This window comes from Streptomyces phaeofaciens (genome assembly GCF_014648915.1).
Taxonomy (GTDB): Bacteria; Actinomycetota; Actinomycetes; order Streptomycetales; family Streptomycetaceae; genus Streptomyces; species Streptomyces phaeofaciens.
The window spans coordinates 146249-166444 of the sequence record NZ_BMSA01000008.1; the positions used below are offsets into that span (position 1 = coordinate 146249).

14 protein-coding genes and 1 pseudogene are annotated in these 20196 nt (G+C 70.8%); 8 read left to right on the forward strand and 7 right to left on the reverse strand.

Going from position 1 to position 20196, the window contains the following annotated elements; all coding sequences use genetic code 11:
• Positions 1 to 3: 3 nt before the first annotated feature.
• Positions 4 to 852, forward strand: coding sequence for a formate dehydrogenase accessory sulfurtransferase FdhD (gene fdhD / locus IE275_RS16240; protein ID WP_189712000.1), 849 nt, complete (start codon positions 4 to 6; stop codon positions 850 to 852).
• Between the two features lie 91 nt (positions 853 to 943).
• Here fdhD and IE275_RS16245 read toward each other — a convergent pair whose 3' ends face one another.
• Both IE275_RS16245 and IE275_RS16250 read right to left on the reverse strand, forming a co-directional pair.
• Positions 944 to 1465, reverse strand: coding sequence for an isochorismatase family protein (locus tag IE275_RS16245; RefSeq protein ID WP_189712001.1), 522 nt, complete (start codon positions 1463 to 1465; stop codon positions 944 to 946).
• A 94-nt stretch (positions 1466 to 1559) separates the two neighbouring features.
• Complete coding sequence (locus tag IE275_RS16250) at positions 1560 to 2552, reverse strand: bile acid:sodium symporter family protein (RefSeq protein WP_189712111.1); 993 nt, start codon at positions 2550 to 2552, stop codon at positions 1560 to 1562.
• Positions 2553 to 2721: 169 nt separating this feature from the next.
• Between IE275_RS16250 and IE275_RS16255 the strand changes: the two genes are divergently transcribed.
• The 3 genes from IE275_RS16255 (at position 2722) to IE275_RS16265 (ending at position 6704) form a co-directional block, all read left to right on the forward strand.
• On the forward strand, positions 2722 to 3615 hold the full coding sequence (locus IE275_RS16255) for a LysR substrate-binding domain-containing protein (RefSeq protein ID WP_189712002.1): 894 nt from the start codon (positions 2722 to 2724) through the stop codon (positions 3613 to 3615).
• A 325-nt stretch (positions 3616 to 3940) separates the two neighbouring features.
• A complete protein-coding gene (locus IE275_RS16260; RefSeq protein WP_189712003.1) occupies positions 3941 to 5767 on the forward strand; it encodes an AMP-dependent synthetase/ligase in 1827 nt (608 codons plus the stop codon).
• 100 nt (positions 5768 to 5867) lie between these two features.
• Positions 5868 to 6704, forward strand: a complete 837-nt coding sequence (locus tag IE275_RS16265; RefSeq protein ID WP_189712004.1) for an aldo/keto reductase — start codon at positions 5868 to 5870, stop codon at positions 6702 to 6704.
• A gap of 59 nt (positions 6705 to 6763) precedes the next feature.
• Here IE275_RS16265 and IE275_RS16270 read toward each other — a convergent pair whose 3' ends face one another.
• The 4 genes from IE275_RS16270 to IE275_RS16285 all read right to left on the reverse strand — a co-directional run bounded on the left by IE275_RS16270 (position 6764) and on the right by IE275_RS16285 (position 11959).
• Entirely contained in the window at positions 6764 to 7465 is a 702-nt protein-coding gene (locus IE275_RS16270; RefSeq protein WP_189712005.1) for an SDR family oxidoreductase, read from the reverse strand.
• Between the two features lie 75 nt (positions 7466 to 7540).
• Positions 7541 to 8512 carry a class I SAM-dependent methyltransferase gene (locus tag IE275_RS16275; protein WP_189712006.1) on the reverse strand — a complete coding sequence of 324 codons (972 nt, stop codon included), beginning with the start codon at positions 8510 to 8512 and terminating at the stop codon, positions 7541 to 7543.
• 172 nt (positions 8513 to 8684) lie between these two features.
• On the reverse strand, positions 8685 to 10409 hold the full coding sequence (locus tag IE275_RS16280) for a glycoside hydrolase family 6 protein (RefSeq protein WP_189712007.1): 1725 nt from the start codon (positions 10407 to 10409) through the stop codon (positions 8685 to 8687).
• Between the two features lie 56 nt (positions 10410 to 10465).
• Entirely contained in the window at positions 10466 to 11959 is a 1494-nt protein-coding gene (locus IE275_RS16285; protein WP_189712008.1) for a cellulase family glycosylhydrolase, read from the reverse strand.
• Positions 11960 to 12221: 262 nt separating this feature from the next.
• Here IE275_RS16285 and IE275_RS16290 point away from each other — a divergent pair, with 262 nt between their 5' ends.
• The 4 genes and pseudogenes from IE275_RS16290 to IE275_RS16305 all read left to right on the forward strand — a co-directional run bounded on the left by IE275_RS16290 (position 12222) and on the right by IE275_RS16305 (position 19693).
• Complete coding sequence (locus IE275_RS16290) at positions 12222 to 15137, forward strand: glycoside hydrolase family 48 protein (RefSeq protein WP_189712009.1); 2916 nt, start codon at positions 12222 to 12224, stop codon at positions 15135 to 15137.
• Between the two features lie 138 nt (positions 15138 to 15275).
• A pseudogene (locus IE275_RS16295) lies at positions 15276 to 17947 on the forward strand (cellulose binding domain-containing protein).
• A gap of 90 nt (positions 17948 to 18037) precedes the next feature.
• Entirely contained in the window at positions 18038 to 18337 is a 300-nt protein-coding gene (locus tag IE275_RS16300; RefSeq protein WP_189712010.1) for an SCO0607 family lipoprotein, read from the forward strand.
• 183 nt (positions 18338 to 18520) lie between these two features.
• A complete protein-coding gene (locus tag IE275_RS16305) occupies positions 18521 to 19693 on the forward strand; it encodes a N(5)-(carboxyethyl)ornithine synthase (RefSeq protein ID WP_189712011.1) in 1173 nt (390 codons plus the stop codon).
• Here IE275_RS16305 and IE275_RS16310 read toward each other — a convergent pair.
• Positions 19690 to 19827, reverse strand: coding sequence for a hypothetical protein (locus IE275_RS16310; protein ID WP_189712012.1), 138 nt, complete (start codon positions 19825 to 19827; stop codon positions 19690 to 19692). The two genes, IE275_RS16305 and IE275_RS16310, sit on opposite strands and share 4 nt — an antisense overlap.
• Positions 19828 to 20196: the final 369 nt, after the last annotated feature.

Genomic DNA, 20196 nt, shown 5'->3' on the forward strand with positions numbered 1-20196 from the left:
CACATGGGACGTGTCACCGAACGACGCAAGGTGCTCCGCATCCGCGACGGGGTGGTCTCCACCCGGCCGGACACCCTGGTCGCGGAGGAGCCAATGGAGATCCGGCTCAACGGCAAGCCACTCGCCATCACCATGCGCACGCCCGGTGACGACTTCGCGCTGGCCGCGGGCTTCCTGGTCAGCGAGGGCGTCCTCGCCGAGCGGAGCGACCTCCAGAACATCGTCTACTGCGCGGGCGCCATGACGGACGGCTCCAACACCTACAACGTGGTGGACGTACGGACCGCCCCCGGTGTCACGATCCCCGACATCACCCTCGAACGGAACGTCTACACGACCTCCTCCTGCGGCCTGTGCGGCAAGGCGAGCCTGGACGCGGTCCGCACCACGGCCCGCTGGCCGATCTCCGACACTCCCCCGGTCCGTGTCTCGCCCGAGCTGCTCGCGAGCCTCCCCGACCGGCTGCGCGCGGCCCAGCGGGTGTTCGACCGGACCGGGGGCCTGCACGCGGCGGCCCTGTTCACCGAGGAGGGCGAGCTGCTGGACGTCCGCGAGGACGTGGGCCGGCACAACGCGGTCGACAAGCTGGTCGGCCGGGCCCTGCAGAACGGGGACCTGCCGCTGTCCCGGGTGATCCTGCTGGTCTCGGGCCGGGCCTCCTTCGAGCTGGCGCAGAAGGCCGTGATGGCGGGCATCCCGCTGCTCGCGGCGGTCTCGGCGCCCTCCTCACTGGCGGTGGACCTGGCCGCCGAGACGGGGCTGACACTGGTGGGCTTCCTGCGGGGCGGTTCCATGAACGTGTACGCGGGGGAGGACCGCATCGCCCTGCGGACCGCGGCCGCCCGCGGGTGACCCGGTCCCCCCGCGACACGGCGGCGGGGTCCCGGCCGGCGGGGAGCGCCCCCTGCGCCGCGGGGCCCCGCCTCAGCCCTGGAGGGCGTCCCTAGACGAGCCGCAGCCGCGCCGCCGGTACGACGGTCCCCAGCCGCGGGAAGTCGAGCCGCACCGACGCCTCGTGCTCGGCCTCGGTGAACGCGGTCATCGCGTCCTCCACGAAGACGAGGTCGTAGCCGAGGTCACCGGCCGCGCGAGCGGTGGACTCCACGCCGAGGTTGGTGGCGATCCCGCCGAACACCAGGGCGGTGACGCCGTGTTCACGCAGCCGGGCGTCCAGACCGGTGCCCTGGAACGCGCCGATCGTCCGCTTGACGATCTCCACGTCGCCGTCCCTGAGCAGCCCCGCGACCAGTCCGCTGCCCGGCGGCTGCTCGGCGATCCCGGGGCGTTCGACGCGGACCAGGACGACGAGAGCGCCGGCCGCACGGAAGATGGCCGCCAACTCCTCGGAGACGGACAGCACTTCGGTGCCCTTGTGGGGTGCCAGGGGCAGCGCGACGATCCGGTCCATCAGGTCGACGAGGACGAGGGCGGTGCGCGCGGGGTCGAGAGCGAGGGGTGCGGTCATGACGGAACGTTATCCGCCCTCGGCGTTCCGTACCGGAAATCCGGATCAACATGCCCGGGAACGGTTCGCGTCCGGCGCCCGACAGCGGGGCGGGTCAGGCCGCCGCGGCCGGCGCCCGCTCGGTGACGGACTCGTGGGGCGGGTCCAGCGGATCACGGGCCCGCCGCTTGGCGATGACCGCGCACACCATGAGCTGCATCTGGTGGAAGAGCATCAGTGGCAGCACGGCGAGGGAGGCGTGCGCACCGAACAGGACGCTCGCCATGGGCAGTCCGGCGGCCAGGGACTTCTTGGAGCCCGCGAACTGGATCGCGATCCGGTCCTCCCGGCCGAACCGCAGCGCCCTGCCGCCGTACCAGGTCAGGGCGAGCATCACGGCGAGCAGGACGGCCTCGACGGCCAGGAGTCCGCCGAGCCGGACCGGGCTCACCTGATGCCAGATGCCCTGGACCATGCCCTCGCTGAACGCGGTGTAGACGACGAGGAGGATCGAGCCGCGGTCGACGAGCCCGAGCGCCTTCTTGTGCCGGGCGACGAAACCCCCGATCCAGCGCCGCGCCACCTGGCCCGCCACGAACGGCACCAGCAGCTGGAGGACGATCTCCACCACGGAGTCGGCGGAGAACCCGGCGCCGCCGCTGCCCAGCAGCGCGGCCGCCAGCAGCGGGGTGGCGACGATCCCGACCAGTGAGGAGAAGGAGCCCGCGCAGATCGCGGCGGGCACGTTGCCGCGGGCCATCGAGGTGAACGCGATCGACGACTGGACGGTCGAGGGGACCAGGGTGAGGAAGAGCAGCCCCTGGTAGAGCGGCTGGGTGAGGAACACGGGGACCAGTCCCCGGGCGGCCAGGCCCAGCAGCGGGAAGACCACGAAGGTGCAGCCCAGGACCGTGACGTGGAGCCGCCAGTGCCGCAGCCCGTCCAGCGCCTCCCGGGTGGAGAGCCGGGCGCCGTACAGGAAGAAGAGGAAGGCGATGGCGGCCGTGGAGGCGCCGGAGGCCACCTCGGCGCCGGTGCCGCGGGCCGGGAACAGCGCCGCGAGCCCGACCGTCCCGAGCAACAGCAGGATGTAGGGGTCGACCGGCATCCAACTCGGCCATGTCAGGCGTTTCACGGTGCTCCACGTGCGGTTGCGAAGGTGTGCGGCGGGGCCGGAGGGCCCCTCTCCATCGTCCTCCTCGGCCCCGTGATCGGGAATCCGGCATACCGTTCTGACTGTCATCACGAATCGCGATGACCGGGGTACGGTGGCCGGCATGTACGAGCCCTCCCATCTGCGGACCTTCCTCGCGGTGGCCCAGACGCTGAGCTTCACCCAGGCCGCGCGGCGGCTCGGGCTGCGCCAGTCCACCGTCAGCCAGCACGTACGGCGGCTGGAGGACGCCACCGGACGGACCCTGTTCAGCCGGGACACGCACTCGGTGGAACTGACCGAGGACGGCGAGGCGATGCTCGGTTTCGCCCGCCGGATCCTGGAGGTGCACGAGCAGGCGACGGCGTTCTTCACCGGCACCCGGCTGCGCGGCCGGCTGCGCTTCGGCGCGTCCGAGGACTTCGTGCTCACCCGGCTGCCGGAGATCCTGGAGGGCTTCCGGTACGACCATCCCGAGGTCGACCTGGAGCTGACGGTGGAGCTGTCCGGGACCCTGCACGAGCAGCTGGCCGCCGGGAAACTGGACCTGGTGCTGGCCAAGCGCCGCCCCGAGGACCCGCGCGGCGAGCTGGTGTGGCACGACGAGCTGGTGTGGATCGGCGCGGAACGGCTGCGCCTGGACCCCGAGCGTCCGGTCCCGCTCATCGTCTTCCCGCCGCCCGGCATCACCCGCGCGCTGGCTCTGGAGGCGCTGGAGCGGCAGGGGCGGGCCTGGCGGATCGTGTGCACCAGCGGCAGCCTCAACGGGCTGATCGCGGCGGCCCGCGCCGGGCTGGGCGTGATGGCCCACTCCCGGGGTTTCGTCCCGCCGGGCCTGGTCCGGGTACCGGAGCGGGCGGGACTGCCGGAGCTGGGCCAGGTGGACTTCGTCCTGGTGCACGGCCGCCGGCAGGCCGCCGCCCAGGGCGCGGCGGACGCGCTGGCCGCGGCGATCCTGGCGGGCGGCGACCGCCTGCACCGCCGCGGACCGGCCGGTGCGCGGGGCACGGACCGGTAGCCGGCGGGAGCACGCGGCACGAACCGGTAGCCGGCCGGAGCACGGGGCGCGGACCGCGAGCGTGCCGGTGCGCCCGATCGGGCGCCGCCGGTGCCTCCGGGGAGGCGGGCGGGCCGTAAGCGGGTCGGGCAGATTCGGTGGAGATTACGGCACCGAAACTTACTCATCCGTCAGCTTCTTGTCCGACCCTTCCCCATGTGGCCCCATTTTCCGGCACTGACCAGCGCGAACGAGAGCAGCGCTCGCCTTCCGACCCCCTCCCGCCCCGCCCGAGGGTGGGGTAGCTTTCACGGCGCTGTGCGGCTATGAGAGGCGGGGTGCGGGTTTGCGCGAGTTCAGCAACCCTCCGTTGGCGTTGGCACCGCCGGTCGGCGGTCTGGCCGATGTCGTCTTCCGCCGCGCCCAGGAGGACCCGCACCACGTGGCGCTCGGCCGCAAGGACGACCGCGGCGAGTGGCGGGACGTGACCTCGGCCGAGTTCCGCGACGAGGTCCTGGCCCTCGCCAAGGGTCTGCTCGCCCAGGGCGTCCGCTTCGGCGACCGGGTCGCCCTCATGTCCCGCACCCGCTACGAGTGGACCCTCTTCGACTTCGCGCTGTGGACGATCGGCGCCCAGGTGGTGCCGGTCTACCCGACCTCCTCGGCCGAGCAGTGCTTCTGGATGCTCTACGACGCCGAGTGCACCGCCGCGATCGTGGAGCACGAGGACCACGCGATGACGATCGCCACCGTCATCGACCGCCTCCCCCGGCTGAGCCGGCTGTGGCAGCTGGACTCCGGCTGTGTGCAGGAGCTGTACGACGCCGGCGCGTCCATCGAGGACGAGGTGGTGCACCGGCACCGGGAGGCCGTGACCCCCGACTCGGTCGCCACGATCATCTACACCTCGGGCACGACGGGCCGCCCCAAGGGATGTGTGATCTCGCACGGCAACTTCATGTTCGAGGCGGACACCGTCATCGAACGCTGGGAGCCGGTGTTCCACTCCAGGAAGGGCGACGAGGCGGCGACCCTGCTGTTCCTGCCGCTCGCACATGTCTTCGGGCGGATGGTGCAGATCGCCGCGGTCCGCGGCGGGGTCCGCTTCGGCCATCAGCCCCAGCTGCACGCGGCCGCCCTGCTGCCCGACCTGGCCGCGTTCCGGCCCACGTTCTTCCTGGCCGTGCCGTACATCTTCGAGAAGGTGTTCAACGCGGCCCGCCGCAAGGCGGAGCGGGAGGGCAGGTCGGGGCCCTTCGAGAAGGCGGTGGAGGTGGCCGTGGCCTACGCGGACGCCGTGGAGGCGAAGGCCTGGGGCATCGGGCCCGGCCCGTCGGCGGGGCTGCGGATGCAGCACCAGTTCTTCGACAAGGTCGTGTACTCCAAGGTGCGCGCGGCGATGGGCGGCCGGGTCCGGCACGCCATGTCGGGCGGCTCGGCGATGGACCGCCGGCTGGGCCTGTTCTTCGCCGGCGCGGGCGTGCAGATCTACGAGGGCTACGGCCTGACCGAGTCGACGGCGGCCGCGACCGCCAACCCGCCCGGCCGCACCCGCTACGGCACCGTCGGACAGCCCGTCCCGGGCCTGACCGTGCACATCGCGGACGACGGCGAGATCTGGCTGCGCGGCGACAACGTCTTCCAGGGCTATCTGAACAACCCCAAGGCCACCGACGAGACCCTGCACGACGGCTGGCTGGCCACCGGCGACCTGGGCACCCTGGACGAGGACGGCTACCTCACCATCACCGGCCGCAAGAAGGAGATCCTCGTCACCTCCGGCGGCAAGAGCGTCTCGCCGGGGCTGCTGGAGGAACGGGTCCGGGACCATCCGCTGGTCAACCAGTGCATCCTGGTCGGCAACGACCGGCCGTTCGTCGCCGCCCTGGTCACCCTCGACCCGGAGGCCGTGGAGCACTGGCTCCAGATGCGCGGCAAACCGCAGCTGCCCCCGGCCGAGCTGGTGCGGGACGCGGACCTGGAGGCGGAGGTGCGCCGGGCCGTCGTCGCCGCGAACACGCTGGTCTCCCAGGCCGAGTCCATCCGCACCTTCCGTATCCTCGCGCAGCCCTTCACCGAGGAGCACGGCCTGCTCACCCCGTCGCTGAAGCTCAAGCGCAAGGCCATCGAGAACGCCTACGCGGACGAAGTGGACGCCTTGTACCGCACGTGAGGCCTTGGGGTGCGAATTCCGGCGTCAGGAATGCATCACGGCGTGTGATCGTTGACGATAGGCGTACCACTCTGACGGACAACCGAAGGATCAAGAGCTCGTGAGCAGCAAGGTCCCCCCGATCATCCTCAACAACGGCGTCGAGATGCCCCAGCTGGGCTTCGGTGTCTGGCAGGTGCCGGACGACGAGGCGGAGCGGGCGGTGTCCACCGCGCTGGAGGCCGGGTACCGCAGCATCGACACAGCGGCGATCTACGGCAACGAGGAGGGCACCGGCAAGGCCGTCAACGGCTCCGGCCTGCCCCGCCAGGACATCTTCGTCACCACCAAGCTCTGGAACAGCGACCAGGGATACGACGCCACCCTCCGCGCGTTCGACACCTCCCTGCAGAAGCTGGGCCTGGACTACATCGACCTGTACCTGATCCACTGGCCGGTCCCGGCCCGCGAGACGTACGTGGACACGTACAAGGCGTTCGAGAAGCTGTACTCCGACGGCCGGGTCAGGGCCATCGGCGTCTCCAACTTCCTCCCCGGCCACATCGAGCGGCTGATCGAGGAGACCTCGGTCGTCCCCGCCGTCAACCAGATCGAGCTGCACCCCCACCTCCAGCAGCACGCCTCGCGCGAGCTGCACGCGGAGCAGGGCATCGCCACCGAGGCCTGGTCCCCGCTCGGCCAGGGCAAGGGCCTCCTGGAGGTCCCGGCGATCGTGGCCATCGCCCAGAAGCACCACCGCACCCCGGCCCAGGTCGTACTGCGCTGGCACCTCCAGCTCGGCAACGTGGTGATCCCGAAGTCCGTGACGCCGTCGCGGATCAAGGAGAACATCGACGTCTTCGACTTCAGCCTGGACACCGAGGACCTGGCCGCGATCAGCGCCCTCAACGAGGACCGCCGGATCGGCCCGGACCCGGCCGCCTTCGACATCGGCTGACCCGCACGGGCAGCAGGAAGGGGGCGTGACCGACGGTCACGCCCCCTTCTTCCGTACGGTCAGTTGGGCTGCCCCACGGGCCGTACGACGACCGTGTTGATGTCGACGCCCTCCGGCTGGCCGATCGCCCAGACGACCGAGTCGGCGATCTGGTCGGCGGTCAGCAGACGGCCGGGCGGCAGGCTGCCGTAGCTGTCCCAGAACGGGGTCTCCACCCGGCCGGGCGCGATCAGGGTCACCCCGACACCCCATTCGGTGACCTGGCGGCGGGTGTTCTCCGCGAGCCCGGTCACGGCCCACTTGGTGGCGCCGTAGATGTTGCCGGGCGTGGGCACGAACCCCGCGACACTGCCGACGAGCACGATCCGGCCCCGCGTCTCCTTGAGCGCGTCGATGGACGCCCGGACGAGAAGCGCGGGACCGAGGACGTTGGTCAGCACCATGTCGGTCCAGCCGGCCGGGTCGCCCTCCGCGACGGAGTCGTGGGTGGCGGTGCCGGCGTTGGCGACCACGGTGTCGATCCGGCCGAACTCCTTCAGCGTGACCTCCACGGCCCGCCGCACGTCGTCGTACTCGGCCGTACTGCCGGCCAGCGTCAACAGGCCCTCCGGGTCGCCGAGCCCGGCGGCGAAGGCGCGCAGCCGCTCCTCCCCCCGGCCCGTGACGGTGACCCGGTACCCGTCGGCCAGCAGCCGGCGCGCGACGGCGGCGCCGATGCCGCTGCCGCCGCCGGTGATCAGTGCGACCGGAGAGCTGCTCATGATGTACCCCCATGGTGTTGCGTGGACGGCGGCAGTCCATCAGTTGGAGCGCTCTCGAAGTCAAGTCCCCCTGAACTAGACGGACTTCACCGCCGTGTGGACGGTCTGGGCGGTCAGGACGAAGAGGTCCGCCCTGCGGTGCACGCCCGCCGGGTCGGCGGGGTCGAGCAGCCGGTCCAGGGTGGCCCGGTCCTCGGGGTCCATGACGTCGCCGAAGCCGTCCCGCAGCCGGGCCAGGGAATCGGCGACATAGGCGCGGGCCCGGTCGGAGGCGGGGGCGGGCAGGTCGAGGAGGAAGCTGCGGGTGCGGGCGTGCTTCAGACCGGCGGCGGCGAGCAGCGCCGGCCAGTCCTCGACCTCGTCGACGGAGCCCGGCAGGTCGGCCCGCATCCGTGCGAACCACTCGGCCTCCAGCGCGTCCAGCCGGGCCTCGAGGCCGGGGCGGCCGATCCCGAGGTCGCGCGGCAGGAACCGGGACGGCAGGCCGCCCTCCATGATCGCCAGTGTGCCGCTGGGGGCGAGCCGCTCCGCGAAGGCGGCGAGGGCCGCGCGCTGGTCGCCCAGGTGGTGCAGGCTGCGTCCGGCCCACAGCAGGTCGGCCGGGTAGTCCGAGTCGGCGAGCACGCCGGGCAGCTCACCGGCGAGGGTGCCGAAGCGGTCGGTGTAGCCGAGCCGGGCGGCCCGCTCTCCGGCCCGCTCCAGCAGCGGCTCGGAGAAGTCGACGGCCAGCACCCGGGCGCCGGGGAACGTCTCGGCGAACAGACAGGAGACGACACCGGGCCCGCTGCCCGCGTCGACGATCAGTCCCGGCTCGGTGACCTCCTTGGCGAGCCAGGCCAGGGCCCGCTCGTAGAGGGGGGTGAACAGTTCGGCCTGGGCTTCGAGGTGCGGGGCCATCTCGGCCCAGTCGACGTCGGTGTGATGACCGTGCCCGGAGCCATGACCTGCGCCATGTCCGTGGCCGTGACCGTGACCGGAGCCTTGTCCGTGGCCGGGCCCGTGGCCGGGGGCGTCGTCGGGTGCGTGCGGGTGCGGGTCGTGCGCCATGGGGCTCAGCCTCTCGCTCGGTGTGCCGCCAGCGTGCGCCGACGCACCGCCCGAAGGCCACTGCTGTTGCCGAGACGGCAAAAATCTCCCCCTTCGGCAGCAAAAACAGGCGAGAGGCGCGGGGACCGCCGGGGCCCGGCCCGGGAGGACCGGGCCCCGACGGCACCACCCGCTACGGCAGCGGCGGGTAGGCGTTCTGCATCAGCTGCTGGAACTGCGCCGAGAACCAGTGCCCGGACAGCGGGGCATTGGCCAGGGCACCCGACAGGTTGTTGCCGTTGCGCGGGTTGCCCGTGTAGGTCGGGTCGCACATCCGGTCGAAGCCCTTGCCCTCGTCGTTGGCGATGGCGGTGCTGGACCCGTCCGACTCACCCGGCGGCTTCATCCACACGTACGCGTCGATCCCGGTGGCCGGGGCGGCCTGCGGGCGCTCGCCGAGGCCGGCTCCGGACTGGTTGCACCAGTTGCCGATGTGGATCCGGCGGTCGTAGCGGCCGCCGTCGACATAGGTGTCGACGCTGGTCGTGGCACCCGGCGCGGTCGGCCGGGCGGTGCCGCCCCAGCCGTTGCGGGAGGTGTCGATCAGCATGCCGATGGTCGACCGGAAGCCCGCCGTGACCAGCTGGCTGCGGAAGGCCTGGGCGTACGACAGCTCGTCGACGTAGCGGTTCCAGTCCACCCACTTCGACTCACGGACCGACTTGCCGGCCACCGAGTCGTTGATGGTGAAGTTGTTCTCCTTCAGGGCGCTGTAGTTCGCCGTGTTGGTGATGAAGCCGTGCACGTCGTCGACGGTCGCGCCCTCGGCGGTGGCGGCCTGGTAGAAGAGCTGGGCGGAGGGGGCGAAGTTGTCGTCCCAGCCGAGCCAGCCGTGGTGACCGGCGTCGATGTAGTTGTAGACGTTGGGGATCGCGCCGAGCTTGTCCAGCGCGTAGCCGACGCCCTTCACGTAGTTGCCGTTGGCCTTCATCGTGTCGCAGGCCGCGGTGGCGGTGGGCCGGCTGCCCGTGTTGGTGACCAGGTTGGGCAGCGAGTCGATCTCGATCGTGGTGACGATCCGCAGCCCGGCGTACTTGCTGTCGGCGAGGATCGCCGCGATCGGGTCGATGAACTGCGTCTTGTACTTGTCGATCTCCGTCGGGCCGAGCTCGCCGTTGGAGGCGAGGGCCGCGCAGTCGCGTCCGGGCAGGTCGTAGACGACCAGCTGGACCACTTCCTCGCCGCTGCCCTTCTGGGCGAGGGCGGCGTCGAGGTGGTCGCGCAGGCCCATGCCGCTGCCCACGCCCTCGATCGCGGCGATGCGGTCCAGCCAGACACCGGTGGGCTGGCCGGAGATCCGGCTGCCGCCCGGTTCGGCGGCGGCCTTCGCGGACCACTCGGGGTTCACGTAGACCTTGGCGCCGGAGTACGGGTTGTCGACCTTGGTGGAGGGGGTGCCCGGGTCGGTAGGGCCGGGGTCGGTGGGTCCGCCGGTGCCGCTGTCGACGTTGCAGGTGACGCCGTCGAGGGTGAAGGTCGTCGGGAGCGCGTTCGTGCCGCTGTAGGAGGCCTGGAACCCGAAGCTGACCGAAGCGCCGGTCGCCAGCGTCCCGTTGTAGGTCTCGTTGTTGGCGGTGACGGCCGTGCCGGACTGGCTGATCTTCGCGTTCCAGCCGTTGGTGACCTTCTGGTTTCCGGCGTACGCCCACTTCACCGACCAGCTCGTCTTCGCGGCCGAGTTGTTGGTCACGGTGACGTTGGCGGTGAAGCCGGTGCTCCACTGGTTCTGCACCTGGTAGTCGACGGTGCACGGGATGGCGGCGATGCCCGGATCGCCGGGGACCACCGCCAGCGCGGTCCCGGAGGCGCCGGCGACCAGCGCCAGCGCGGCGAGTATCGCTGTTCTGCTACGGCTCATGAGTGCGGGTTTCCTTGTCCGTCGCGGGTGTTGTCCGTCCGGTCGTGCGGTGGCGCCTATCCGTCGAGGGCGCGCAGATGGTCGCGCAGCCCGATGCCGAACGCGGTGGGTGTGCCGTCGTAGCCGGAGATCAGGGCCGGACCCGAGGAGCAGTTCCAGGTGTTCCAGGTCCAGCCCAGGTACGACAGTTCGCGGTCGTCGAACCAGCGCATGACCTGGTCGACGAACCCGTGCGCGCAGGTGTTCTCCCCGATCTCCCCCGCCACGAGCGGCACCTGGGCGGCGACCGGGGCGAGTGTGGAGTTCCAGCAGCTCTCGTTCGCGCAGGAGTTGAAGTTGTAGACGTGCCAGGCGGCGGCGAGCCGGCCGGCCGGGTCGGTGGGCCGGTGGGTGAGCCACTGGGTCAGGTCGTTGGAGTACGCGAGTCCGCCGGCCAGGATCACGTTCCGCGCGCCGGTGGCCCGGACGGCGTCGACGAGATCCTGCATCCCGGCGACCTCGTACCCGATGCCGGGGCAGGTGCCGCCGTCCCGCCAGCACTGCCACGCCTGGGCGGTCGTGGCGGTGGCGCGGTCCGGGTAGGGCTCGTTGAACAGGTCGAACACTACGGCCGGGTCGTCCTTGAAGGTGCCGGCCACCGAGCTCCAGAACGCCGGCGTGTACTGCATGTCCGGCATCGGCTTCTGGCAGCTGGCGTGCACGTCCGAGCAGCCGGCCGAGTTACCGGTGTACTGGCCCCAGGTCCAGTGCAGTTCGACGACCGGGGTCATGCCGTGCGCCTCGACGCGGGCGACCAGTTCCTTGACGGCGTCGACGTAGTGGGTGCCGGCGTACTCGGGCTTGATGTTCGACAGGCCCAGCCAGCACTCCTCGTTGAGCGGGATGCGCACGGTGTTGGCGTTCCAGTCGGCGATCGCCGCGATGGCCGCGTCGTCGACGGGTCCGTCCCAGATGCCGTACCCCTGGACGCACATGAACTCGCCGCCGGAGCGGTTCACGCCGAGCAGACGGCGGGTGCGTCCGTCGGCGTCCACGAGCCGGTTGCCCGAGACGCCCAGCGCGGGCGGCTCGTCACCGCCGCCCGGCGGGTCGGTGGTGGGTGGTGCGGTCGGGGTGGGCGTGGGGGTGGGCTGCGTGTCGACGTTGCAGGTCGTGCCGTTGAGCCGGAAGGCCGTCGGGGCGGTGTTCGCGCCCGACGCCGAGGCGATGAAGCCCGCGGCGACGCTCGCGCCGGTGCCGAGGGAGCCGTTCCAGCTCTCGTTCGACGCGGTGACGGTGGTACCGGACTGGGACCACTTGGCGCTCCAGCCCTGGGTGACCTTCTGGCCGTCTCCGAAGTCGAAGGCGAGGCTCCAGCCGCTCACGGGGGCCGCGTTGTTGGTGATCGTCACGGCAGCCTGGAAGCCGTTGTCCCACCGGCCGGTGACGGTGTAGTCCACCGTGCAGGCGGGCGTGGCTCCGTGCGCCGTCATGACCGGCAGGGTCGCGCCCGTCCCGAGGGCGACCAGACCGGCCACGGCTAAAAGTACTGAACGAGGGGGGTGTCGCATGAGCGACTCCTTGCAGCTCAGCGCGTCGTGACGGACGCGTCGACTGATGGAACCGCTCCCACTGGTGTCTCGAAGCTAGCGCCAAGTGCTGGCAAAGAACAGGGGAGTTGCTGACTTTCCCTCAACAACGCACGTCGAATCTTTTCGACTCTTCAAGCACCTTGACCGCCTTCACCCCCGTCTCCACTATGGGAGCGCTCCCACTGGTTCAAGGCTTGTTGCTCCTCCCCCACTCCCCGAGCCGCAAGGAGGAACCAGCACCATGGATCCCGCACGCAGACGCCGCGGGGCGCGGCGCCTGTGGACCGCCGCCGTGGCGGCCCTCGCGCTCCCCCTCGCCATGCTGAGCACGACCTCGACGCCCGCCCGGGCGGCGGCGCTCCAGTGCAGCGTCGACTACAGGACCAACGACTGGGGTTCCGGCTTCACCGCGGACCTGACGCTCACCAACCGCGGTACGGACCCGATCAGCGGCTGGACGCTGACGTACGCCTACGCGGGCAACCAGAAGCTGACCAACGGCTGGAACGGGACCTGGTCGCAGTCCGGTCAGCAGATCACGGTGAACAACGCCACCTACAACGGGACGATCGCCGTCGGCGCCGCGGTGAGCACGGGCGCGCAGTTCACCTACAGCGGCACCAACGCCGCCCCCGCCGGCTTCGCGATCAACGGCACCACCTGCGTCGGCGCCCACCAGCCGCCGGTGACCGTGCTGACCAGCCCGGCCGCGGGCGCCGTCTACACCCAGGGTGACGCGGTGCCGCTCGCGGCGACCGCGGCGGCCGCCGACAACGCGACCATCTCCAAGATCGAGTTCTACGACGACACGACCCTGCTGGGCACGGACACGAGCGCGCCGTACTCGCTGTCGGCCACCGGCCTGGCCGTGGGCAGCCACTCCCTGGTCGCCAAGGCGTACGACAGCCTGGGCGCGTCGGCGTCGTCGACCCCGGTCGGCATCACGGTCGCCTCGGGACCGGCCGTGGTCGCCTCCACGAACCAGCTGGCCGTGCAGCAGGGCAGGACGGGCACCTACACGCTGAAGCTGTCGACCCAGCCGTCGGCGAACGTGACCGTCACCACCGCCCGCACCGCCGGCAACACGGGCCTGACGGTGACGGGCGGGGCGAGCCTCACCTTCACACCGTCCAACTGGAGCACCGCCCAGAACGTGACCCTCACGGCCAACGCCACCGGCACCGGCGCCGCGACCTTCGAGTCGACGGCCACCGGACACGCGAAGGCCTCGGTCACCGCCACCGAGATCGCGGGCGCCAAGGCGTACGACGCCCGGTTCCTCGACCTCTACGGCAAGATCACCAACCCGGCGAACGGCTACTTCTCCCCCGAGGGCATCCCGTACCACTCGGTCGAGACGCTGATCGTCGAGGCCCCCGACCAGGGGCACGAGACCACCTCCGAGGCCTACAGCTACCTGCTCTGGCTACAGGCGATGTACGGCAAGATCACCGGCGACTGGACCAAGTTCAACGGCGCCTGGGACATCATGGAGAAGTACATGATCCCCACCCACGCCGACCAGCCGACCAACTCGTTCTACAACGCCTCCAAGCCGGCGACGTACGCGCCCGAGCTGGACACTCCGAACGAGTACCCGGCGAAGCTGGACACCGGTGTGTCCGTGGGATCCGATCCCCTCGCCGGTGAACTGAAGACCGCGTACGGCACGGACGACGTCTACGGCATGCACTGGCTCCAGGACGTGGACAACGTCTACGGCTACGGCAACTCCCCCGGCAAGTGCGAGGCCGGCCCGACCGACACCGGCCCGTCGTACATCAACACCTTCCAGCGCGGCGCGCAGGAGTCGGTGTGGGAGACGGTGCCGCAGCCGACCTGCGACGCCTTCAAGTACGGCGGCACGAACGGGTATCTGGACCTGTTCACCGGAGACGCGTCCTACGCCAAGCAGTGGAAGTTCACCAACGCCCCCGACGCCGACGCACGGGCCGTGCAGGCCGCGTACTGGGCGGACATCTGGGCCGAGGCGCAGGGCAAGGGCGGTGACGTCTCCGCGACCGTCGGCAAGGCCGCGAAGATGGGCGACTACCTGCGCTACGCGATGTACGACAAGTACTTCAAGAAGATCGGCAACTGCGTCGGACCGACCGCCTGCCCGGCCGGCACCGGCAAGGACGCCTCGCACTACCTGCTGTCCTGGTACTACGCCTGGGGCGGCGCCACGGACACCAGCGCCGGCTGGGCCTGGCGGATCGGATCGAGTCACACCCACGGCGGCTACCAGAACCCCCTGGCCGCCTACGCGCTCAGCAGCTACGCCGACCTGAAGCCCAAGTCGGCGACCGGACAGGCGGACTGGGCGAAATCGCTGACCCGGCAGCTGGAGTTCTACCGCTGGCTCCAGTCGAACGAGGGCGCCATCGCGGGCGGGGCGACGAACAGCTGGGCGGGCCGCTACGCGACTCCCCCGAGCGGCACGTCGACCTTCTACGGCATGTACTACGACCAGCAGCCCGTCTACCACGACCCGCCGTCCAACCAGTGGTTCGGCTTCCAGGCGTGGTCGATGGAGCGGGTCGCCGAGTACTACCAGCAGACGGGGAACGCGAGCGCCAAGGCGGTCCTCGACAAGTGGGTCGACTGGGCGCTGTCCAAGACCACCGTCAACCCGGACGGCACCTTCCTGATCCCCTCCACGCTCCAGTGGTCGGGCCGGCCCGACACCTGGAACGCGTCGAGTCCCGGCGCCAACACGGGACTTCATGTCACCGTCGCCGACTACACCAACGACGTCGGAGTGGCCGCCGCGTACGCCAAGACCCTGACGTACTACGCCGCCAAGTCCGGTGACACGGAGGCGAAGACGACGGCGAAGGCGCTCCTGGACGGCATGTGGACCCACAACCAGGACGCCCTGGGCATCGCGGTCCCGGAGACCCGCGCCGACTACAACCGGTTCGACGACGGCGTGTACGTCCCGAGCACCTTCAGCGGCACCATGCCGAACGGCGACCGGATCAACAGCTCCTCGACCTTCGCCTCGCTGCGGTCCTTCTACGAGGACGACCCGGCCTGGTCGAAGATCGAGAGCTATCTCGCGGGCGGCGCCGCGCCCGTGTTCACGTACCACCGGTTCTGGGCCCAGGCGGACATCGCCCTGGCCATGGGCTCGTACGCGGAGCTGCTCGAGTAGTCCCCGCTGGGCCCGTCGGCCGGGCCTGGCTCCGCGTACCGCGCCGGGCGGCCCCTTCCCGCATGGGGGGCCGCCCGGTCGTCGCACGTCTCGCACATTCCCCCCGCACACATGGCTTCGCGAGGAAGGACCCCCACCGTGCGAAGAACCCGCATCCTCACGGCCGTACTGGCGCTCGCCGCCGGCCTGGTCGCGGGCAGCCCGCCCGCGCTGGCCGCGGACGGCAGCCCACGGACGACGCTCGCCGCCGAGTCGTACGCCTGGAAGAACGCCCGGATCGACGGCGGCGGATTCGTGCCCGGCATCGTCTTCAACCGCAAGGAGAAGAACCTCGCGTACGCGCGCACCGACATCGGCGGCGCGTACCGCTGGCAGGAGGCGAGCAAGACCTGGACGCCGCTGCTGGACTCGGTCGGCTGGGCGGACTGGGGCCACACGGGCGTGGTGAGCCTGGCCTCCGACGCCGTCGACCCGAACAAGGTGTACGCGGCGGTCGGCACGTACACCAACAGCTGGGACCCCGGGAACGGGGCCGTCCTCAGGTCCGGCGACCGGGGCGCGAGCTGGCAGAAGACGGACCTGCCCTTCAAGCTGGGCGGCAACATGCCCGGCCGGGGCATGGGCGAGCGGCTCGCGGTCGACCCGAACAGGAACAGCGTGCTGTATCTGGGCGCGCCCAGCGGCAAGGGCCTGTGGCGTTCGACGGACTCGGGCGTGACCTGGTCGCAGGTGACGAACTTCCCGAACGTCGGCAACTACGCCCAGGATCCCAGTGACACCAGCGGGTACGCGTCCGACAACCAGGGCATCGTCTGGGTCACCTTCGACGAGTCGACCGGGACCTCCGGCACGGCGACGAAGACGGTCTACGTCGGGGTCACGGACAAGGACAACGCGGTGTACCGCTCGACGGACGCGGGCGCGACCTGGTCGCGGCTGGCCGGGCAGCCCACCGGATACCTGGCGCACAAGGGCGTCCTGGACGCGGTCAACGGCTACCTGTACCTCGCGTACAGCGACAAGGGCGGTCCCTACGACGGCGGAAAGGGCCGGCTGCTGCGCTACGCGACGGCGACCGGGACCTGGACGGACATCAGCCCGGTGGCGGAGGCCGACACCTACTACGGCTTCGGCGGGCTGACGGTCGACCGGCAGAAGCCCGGCACCGTCATGGCCACCGCCTACAGCTCCTGGTGGCCGGACACCCAGATCTTCCGCTCCACGGACAGCGGCGGCACCTGGACCAAGGCGTGGGACTACACCTCGTACCCCAACCGTGCGAACCGGTACACGATGGACGTCTCCTCGTCGCCCTGGCTGACCTGGGGCGCGAACCCGTCACCGCCCGAGCAGACCCCCAAACTCGGCTGGATGACCGAGGCGTTGGAGATCGACCCGTTCGACTCCGGCCGGATGATGTACGGAACGGGTGCCACGGTCTACGGCACCGAGAACCTCGGCAACTGGGACAGCGGCGGCCAGTTCACCATCAAGCCGATGGTGCAGGGGCTGGAGGAGACCGCGGTCAACGACCTCGCCTCCCCGCCGACCGGGGCGCCGCTGCTGAGCGCGCTCGGTGACATCGGCGGCTTCCGTCACACGGACCTCACCAAGGTGCCGTCGATGATGTTCACCTCGCCGAACTTCACGACGACCACGAGCCTGGACTACGCCGAGACCAACCCGAACACGGTGGTCCGGGTGGGCAATCTGGACTCGGGCCCGCATGTGGCGTTCTCGACGGACAACGGGGCCAACTGGTTCGCGGGCACCGACCCTTCGGGGGTGAGCGGGGGCGGGACGGTCGCCGCGGCCGCGGACGGCAGCCGGTTCGTGTGGAGCCCGGCGGGCACCGGCGTGCAGTACACGACCGGCTTCGGCTCCTCCTGGTCGGCCTCCAGCGGCATCCCGGCCGGGGCGACCGTCGAGTCGGACCGCGTCGACCCGAAGACCTTCTACGGCTTCAAGTCCGGTAAGTTCTACGTCAGTTCGGACGGCGGCGCGACCTTCACGGCCTCCGCGGCGAGCGGTCTGCCCAGCGGTGACAGCGTGCGCTTCAAGGCGCTGCCCGGCACCAAGGGCGACCTGTGGCTGGCGGGCGGGGCGAGCGACGGGGCGTACGGGCTGTGGCACTCCACGGACTCCGGCGCGACCTTCACCAGACTGTCGACGGTCGAGCAGGCCGACAGCATCGGCTTCGGGAAGGCGGCGACGGGCGCCTCCTACCAGACGCTCTACACCAGCGCGAAGATCGCCGGGGTGCGCGGCATCTTCCGCTCGACCGACAAGGGCGTGACCTGGACCCGGATCAACGACGACGCCCACCAGTGGGGCTGGACGGGCGCGGCCGTCACGGGTGACCCGAGGGTCTACGGGCGCGTGTACGTGTCGACGAACGGCCGGGGCGTGATCTACGGCGACACCTCCGACACCAGCGGCGGCGGCACCGACCCCACGGACCCGACCGACCCGACGGACCCCACGCCGACGGGCGCCTGCGCGGTGACGACACCATCACCAACCAGTGGTCGGGCGGCTTCCAGGCGGACGTGAAGCTCGCCAACACGGGCACGAGCGCCTGGTCCGGCTGGAGTCTCGGCTGGTCCTTCGCGGGCGGCCAGACCGTCTCCCAGCTGTGGAACGCCGACTACACCCAGTCGGGCGCGGCGGTGACGGCGAAGAACGTCGGCTGGAACGGCAACGTGGCGGCCGGGTCGTCCGTGAGCTTCGGGTTCACGGGCAACTGGTCGGGATCGAACGCGAAACCGACCGCGTTCAAGCTGGGTGATCAGAGCTGCACGGTCGTCTGATCACCCAGGACGGCTGAGTACGCCTACTCATGAGGAGGTGCTCCCCTGTCGCGCAGGCTGGTCGCACACACCACCGAGAGGGAGTCACCCGTGCGTACGACCAGCCGCCCCCGCCTGCTGCCGCTCCTCGCCCTGGCCGGCCTGACCACCGCCCTGCTGACCGGCTGCTCCCTCGAGCAGGACGCCGTCTGCGCCGGCGGCCAGTACCCGGTGCTGGCCGTGAACGACGCCGGATCCGACTGCGTCGACGACGGCGCGGAGCCGGCGCCGGGCTGGGCCCGCTATCCGCGGGGCAAGGTCCCCGAGCACGTCGACGACAAGTGGTACGAGTACTGGCGGACCCGGACCCTCGACGAGAACGGCCGGATCGTCGCGGCGCCGGAGGTGTGAGCGGGCCGGACCTGGACCTGTGGATCCTTCGAGCTCAAACGAGCGGCGGGAGCTGAGCGGCCGGCGGCGGAGTACGGTGTCGGTACCGAGTGCACCTCGCACGCCGCCATCCATTTCGGCGTCGCCCTCGGGGAACGGCAAGGCCGGAGCACATCGCGTCCGGTCGGAAATGAGCCGCCCCACATGAGTCTGATGAGCCTCGGAGTGCTCGCCTCCTCCCGTAAGGAGAACGAGTTCCGACTACCGCTGCACCCCAGCCACTTCGACCGGATCGCCCCGGACATACGCGAGAGGATCTTCCTCGAACAGGGCTACGGTCGACGGTTCGGTGTCGCCGACGACGCGCTGCGACCACTCGTGGCCGGCCTGCGCTCCCGCGAGCGACTCCTCGCCGAGTGCGACGTCGTGCTGCTGCCCAAACCGATGCACGACGACATCGCCGCGCTGCACGAGGGCCAGGTGCTGTGGGGATGGCCGCACTGCGTGCAGGACGAGAAGATGACCCAGATCGGCATCGACCGACGACTGACCCTGATCGCCTGGGAAGCCATGAACCACTGGACCTCCGCGGGAGCCTTCAGCGTCCATGTCTTCCACAAGAACAACGAGCTCGCCGGCTACTGCTCGGTGCTGCACGCCCTGCAGCTCGGCGGGCTGACCGGTAGCTACGGGCGCCGCCTGCGGGCGGTGGTCATCAGCTTCGGCGCCACGGCGCGCGGAGCGGTCACGGGCCTGGGCGCGATGGGGGTCACCGACGTCACCGTGCTCACCCAACGCGCCGCGGCAGCGGTGGCGTCACCGATGCCCTCGGTCGTGATGGGCCACTTCGAGGAGCAGGAGGACGATCCGTCGCGCCTGCGGGCGGTCACCGCGGCCGGTTCCGAGCCACTGGCGGAGTACCTGGCCGGGTTCGACATCATCGTCAACTGCGTCCTGCAGGACACCGACGCGCCACTCATGTTCGTCACCGACGAGGAACTCGCCCTCTTCCGGCCGGGAACCTTCTTCATCGACGTCGCCTGCGACGAGGGCATGGGCTTCGCATGGGCCCACCCCACCACCTTCGGCGAGCCCATGCCCTCGGTGGGGCCGGGCTGCCACTACTACGCGGTGGATCACAGCCCGTCCCACCTGTGGAACTCCGCCACCTGGGAGATCAGCGAGGCGCTCCTTCCCTACCTGCGCAAGGTCATGAACGGCCCCGCGACATGGGACACCGACGTCACGATCGGAAAGGCCATCGAGATCCGCGACGGCGTCGTCCTGAACCCGAAGATCCTCTCCTTCCAGCGCAGGTCGGCCGCCTACCCCCACGCTGCCGAAGTCCCGGCGACGCCGCTGAGCTCGGAGGTCTAGTAACGGGTACGCAGCCCGCTGTACACGGCGGACATGGCGTAGGCGTTGCAGCCGGCGAGTGAGCCGATGTCGACGATGTCGGCGACCTGGCGCGGAGCCTCGGCTGCGGGCCTCCTGCGCGCGGGCAGCCGCATGGCCTCCCGTGGGGAGCCGGGAGGCGCGGCGGGCCTGCCTCCGAGCGGCAGACGGCAAGGGCCCAAGGGGATCACCCAGGGGGTGGAGCGGATCCCGTGCGCCAACGATGCACCACAATCGGCCACAGGGATAGATCACGGCCGGAACTGATCGTTGTCGGTGCCACCAGCGGTGATGCCCCCACGATCACCAGGCTTGAGCACTACGGCCTCACCTGGACCGGCCCCGTCAGCACCCCGCGCGCCTCCGCCGCCGGTTTCGACCGGGCCGGCGCCGAGCACCGCATCACAGACCTCGAAGGCATGGATCTCCCCGGATCCTCCCCAGCGGCCTCCTGATGCCGTCGCGGCCCGCCTCTCCGTGTGACG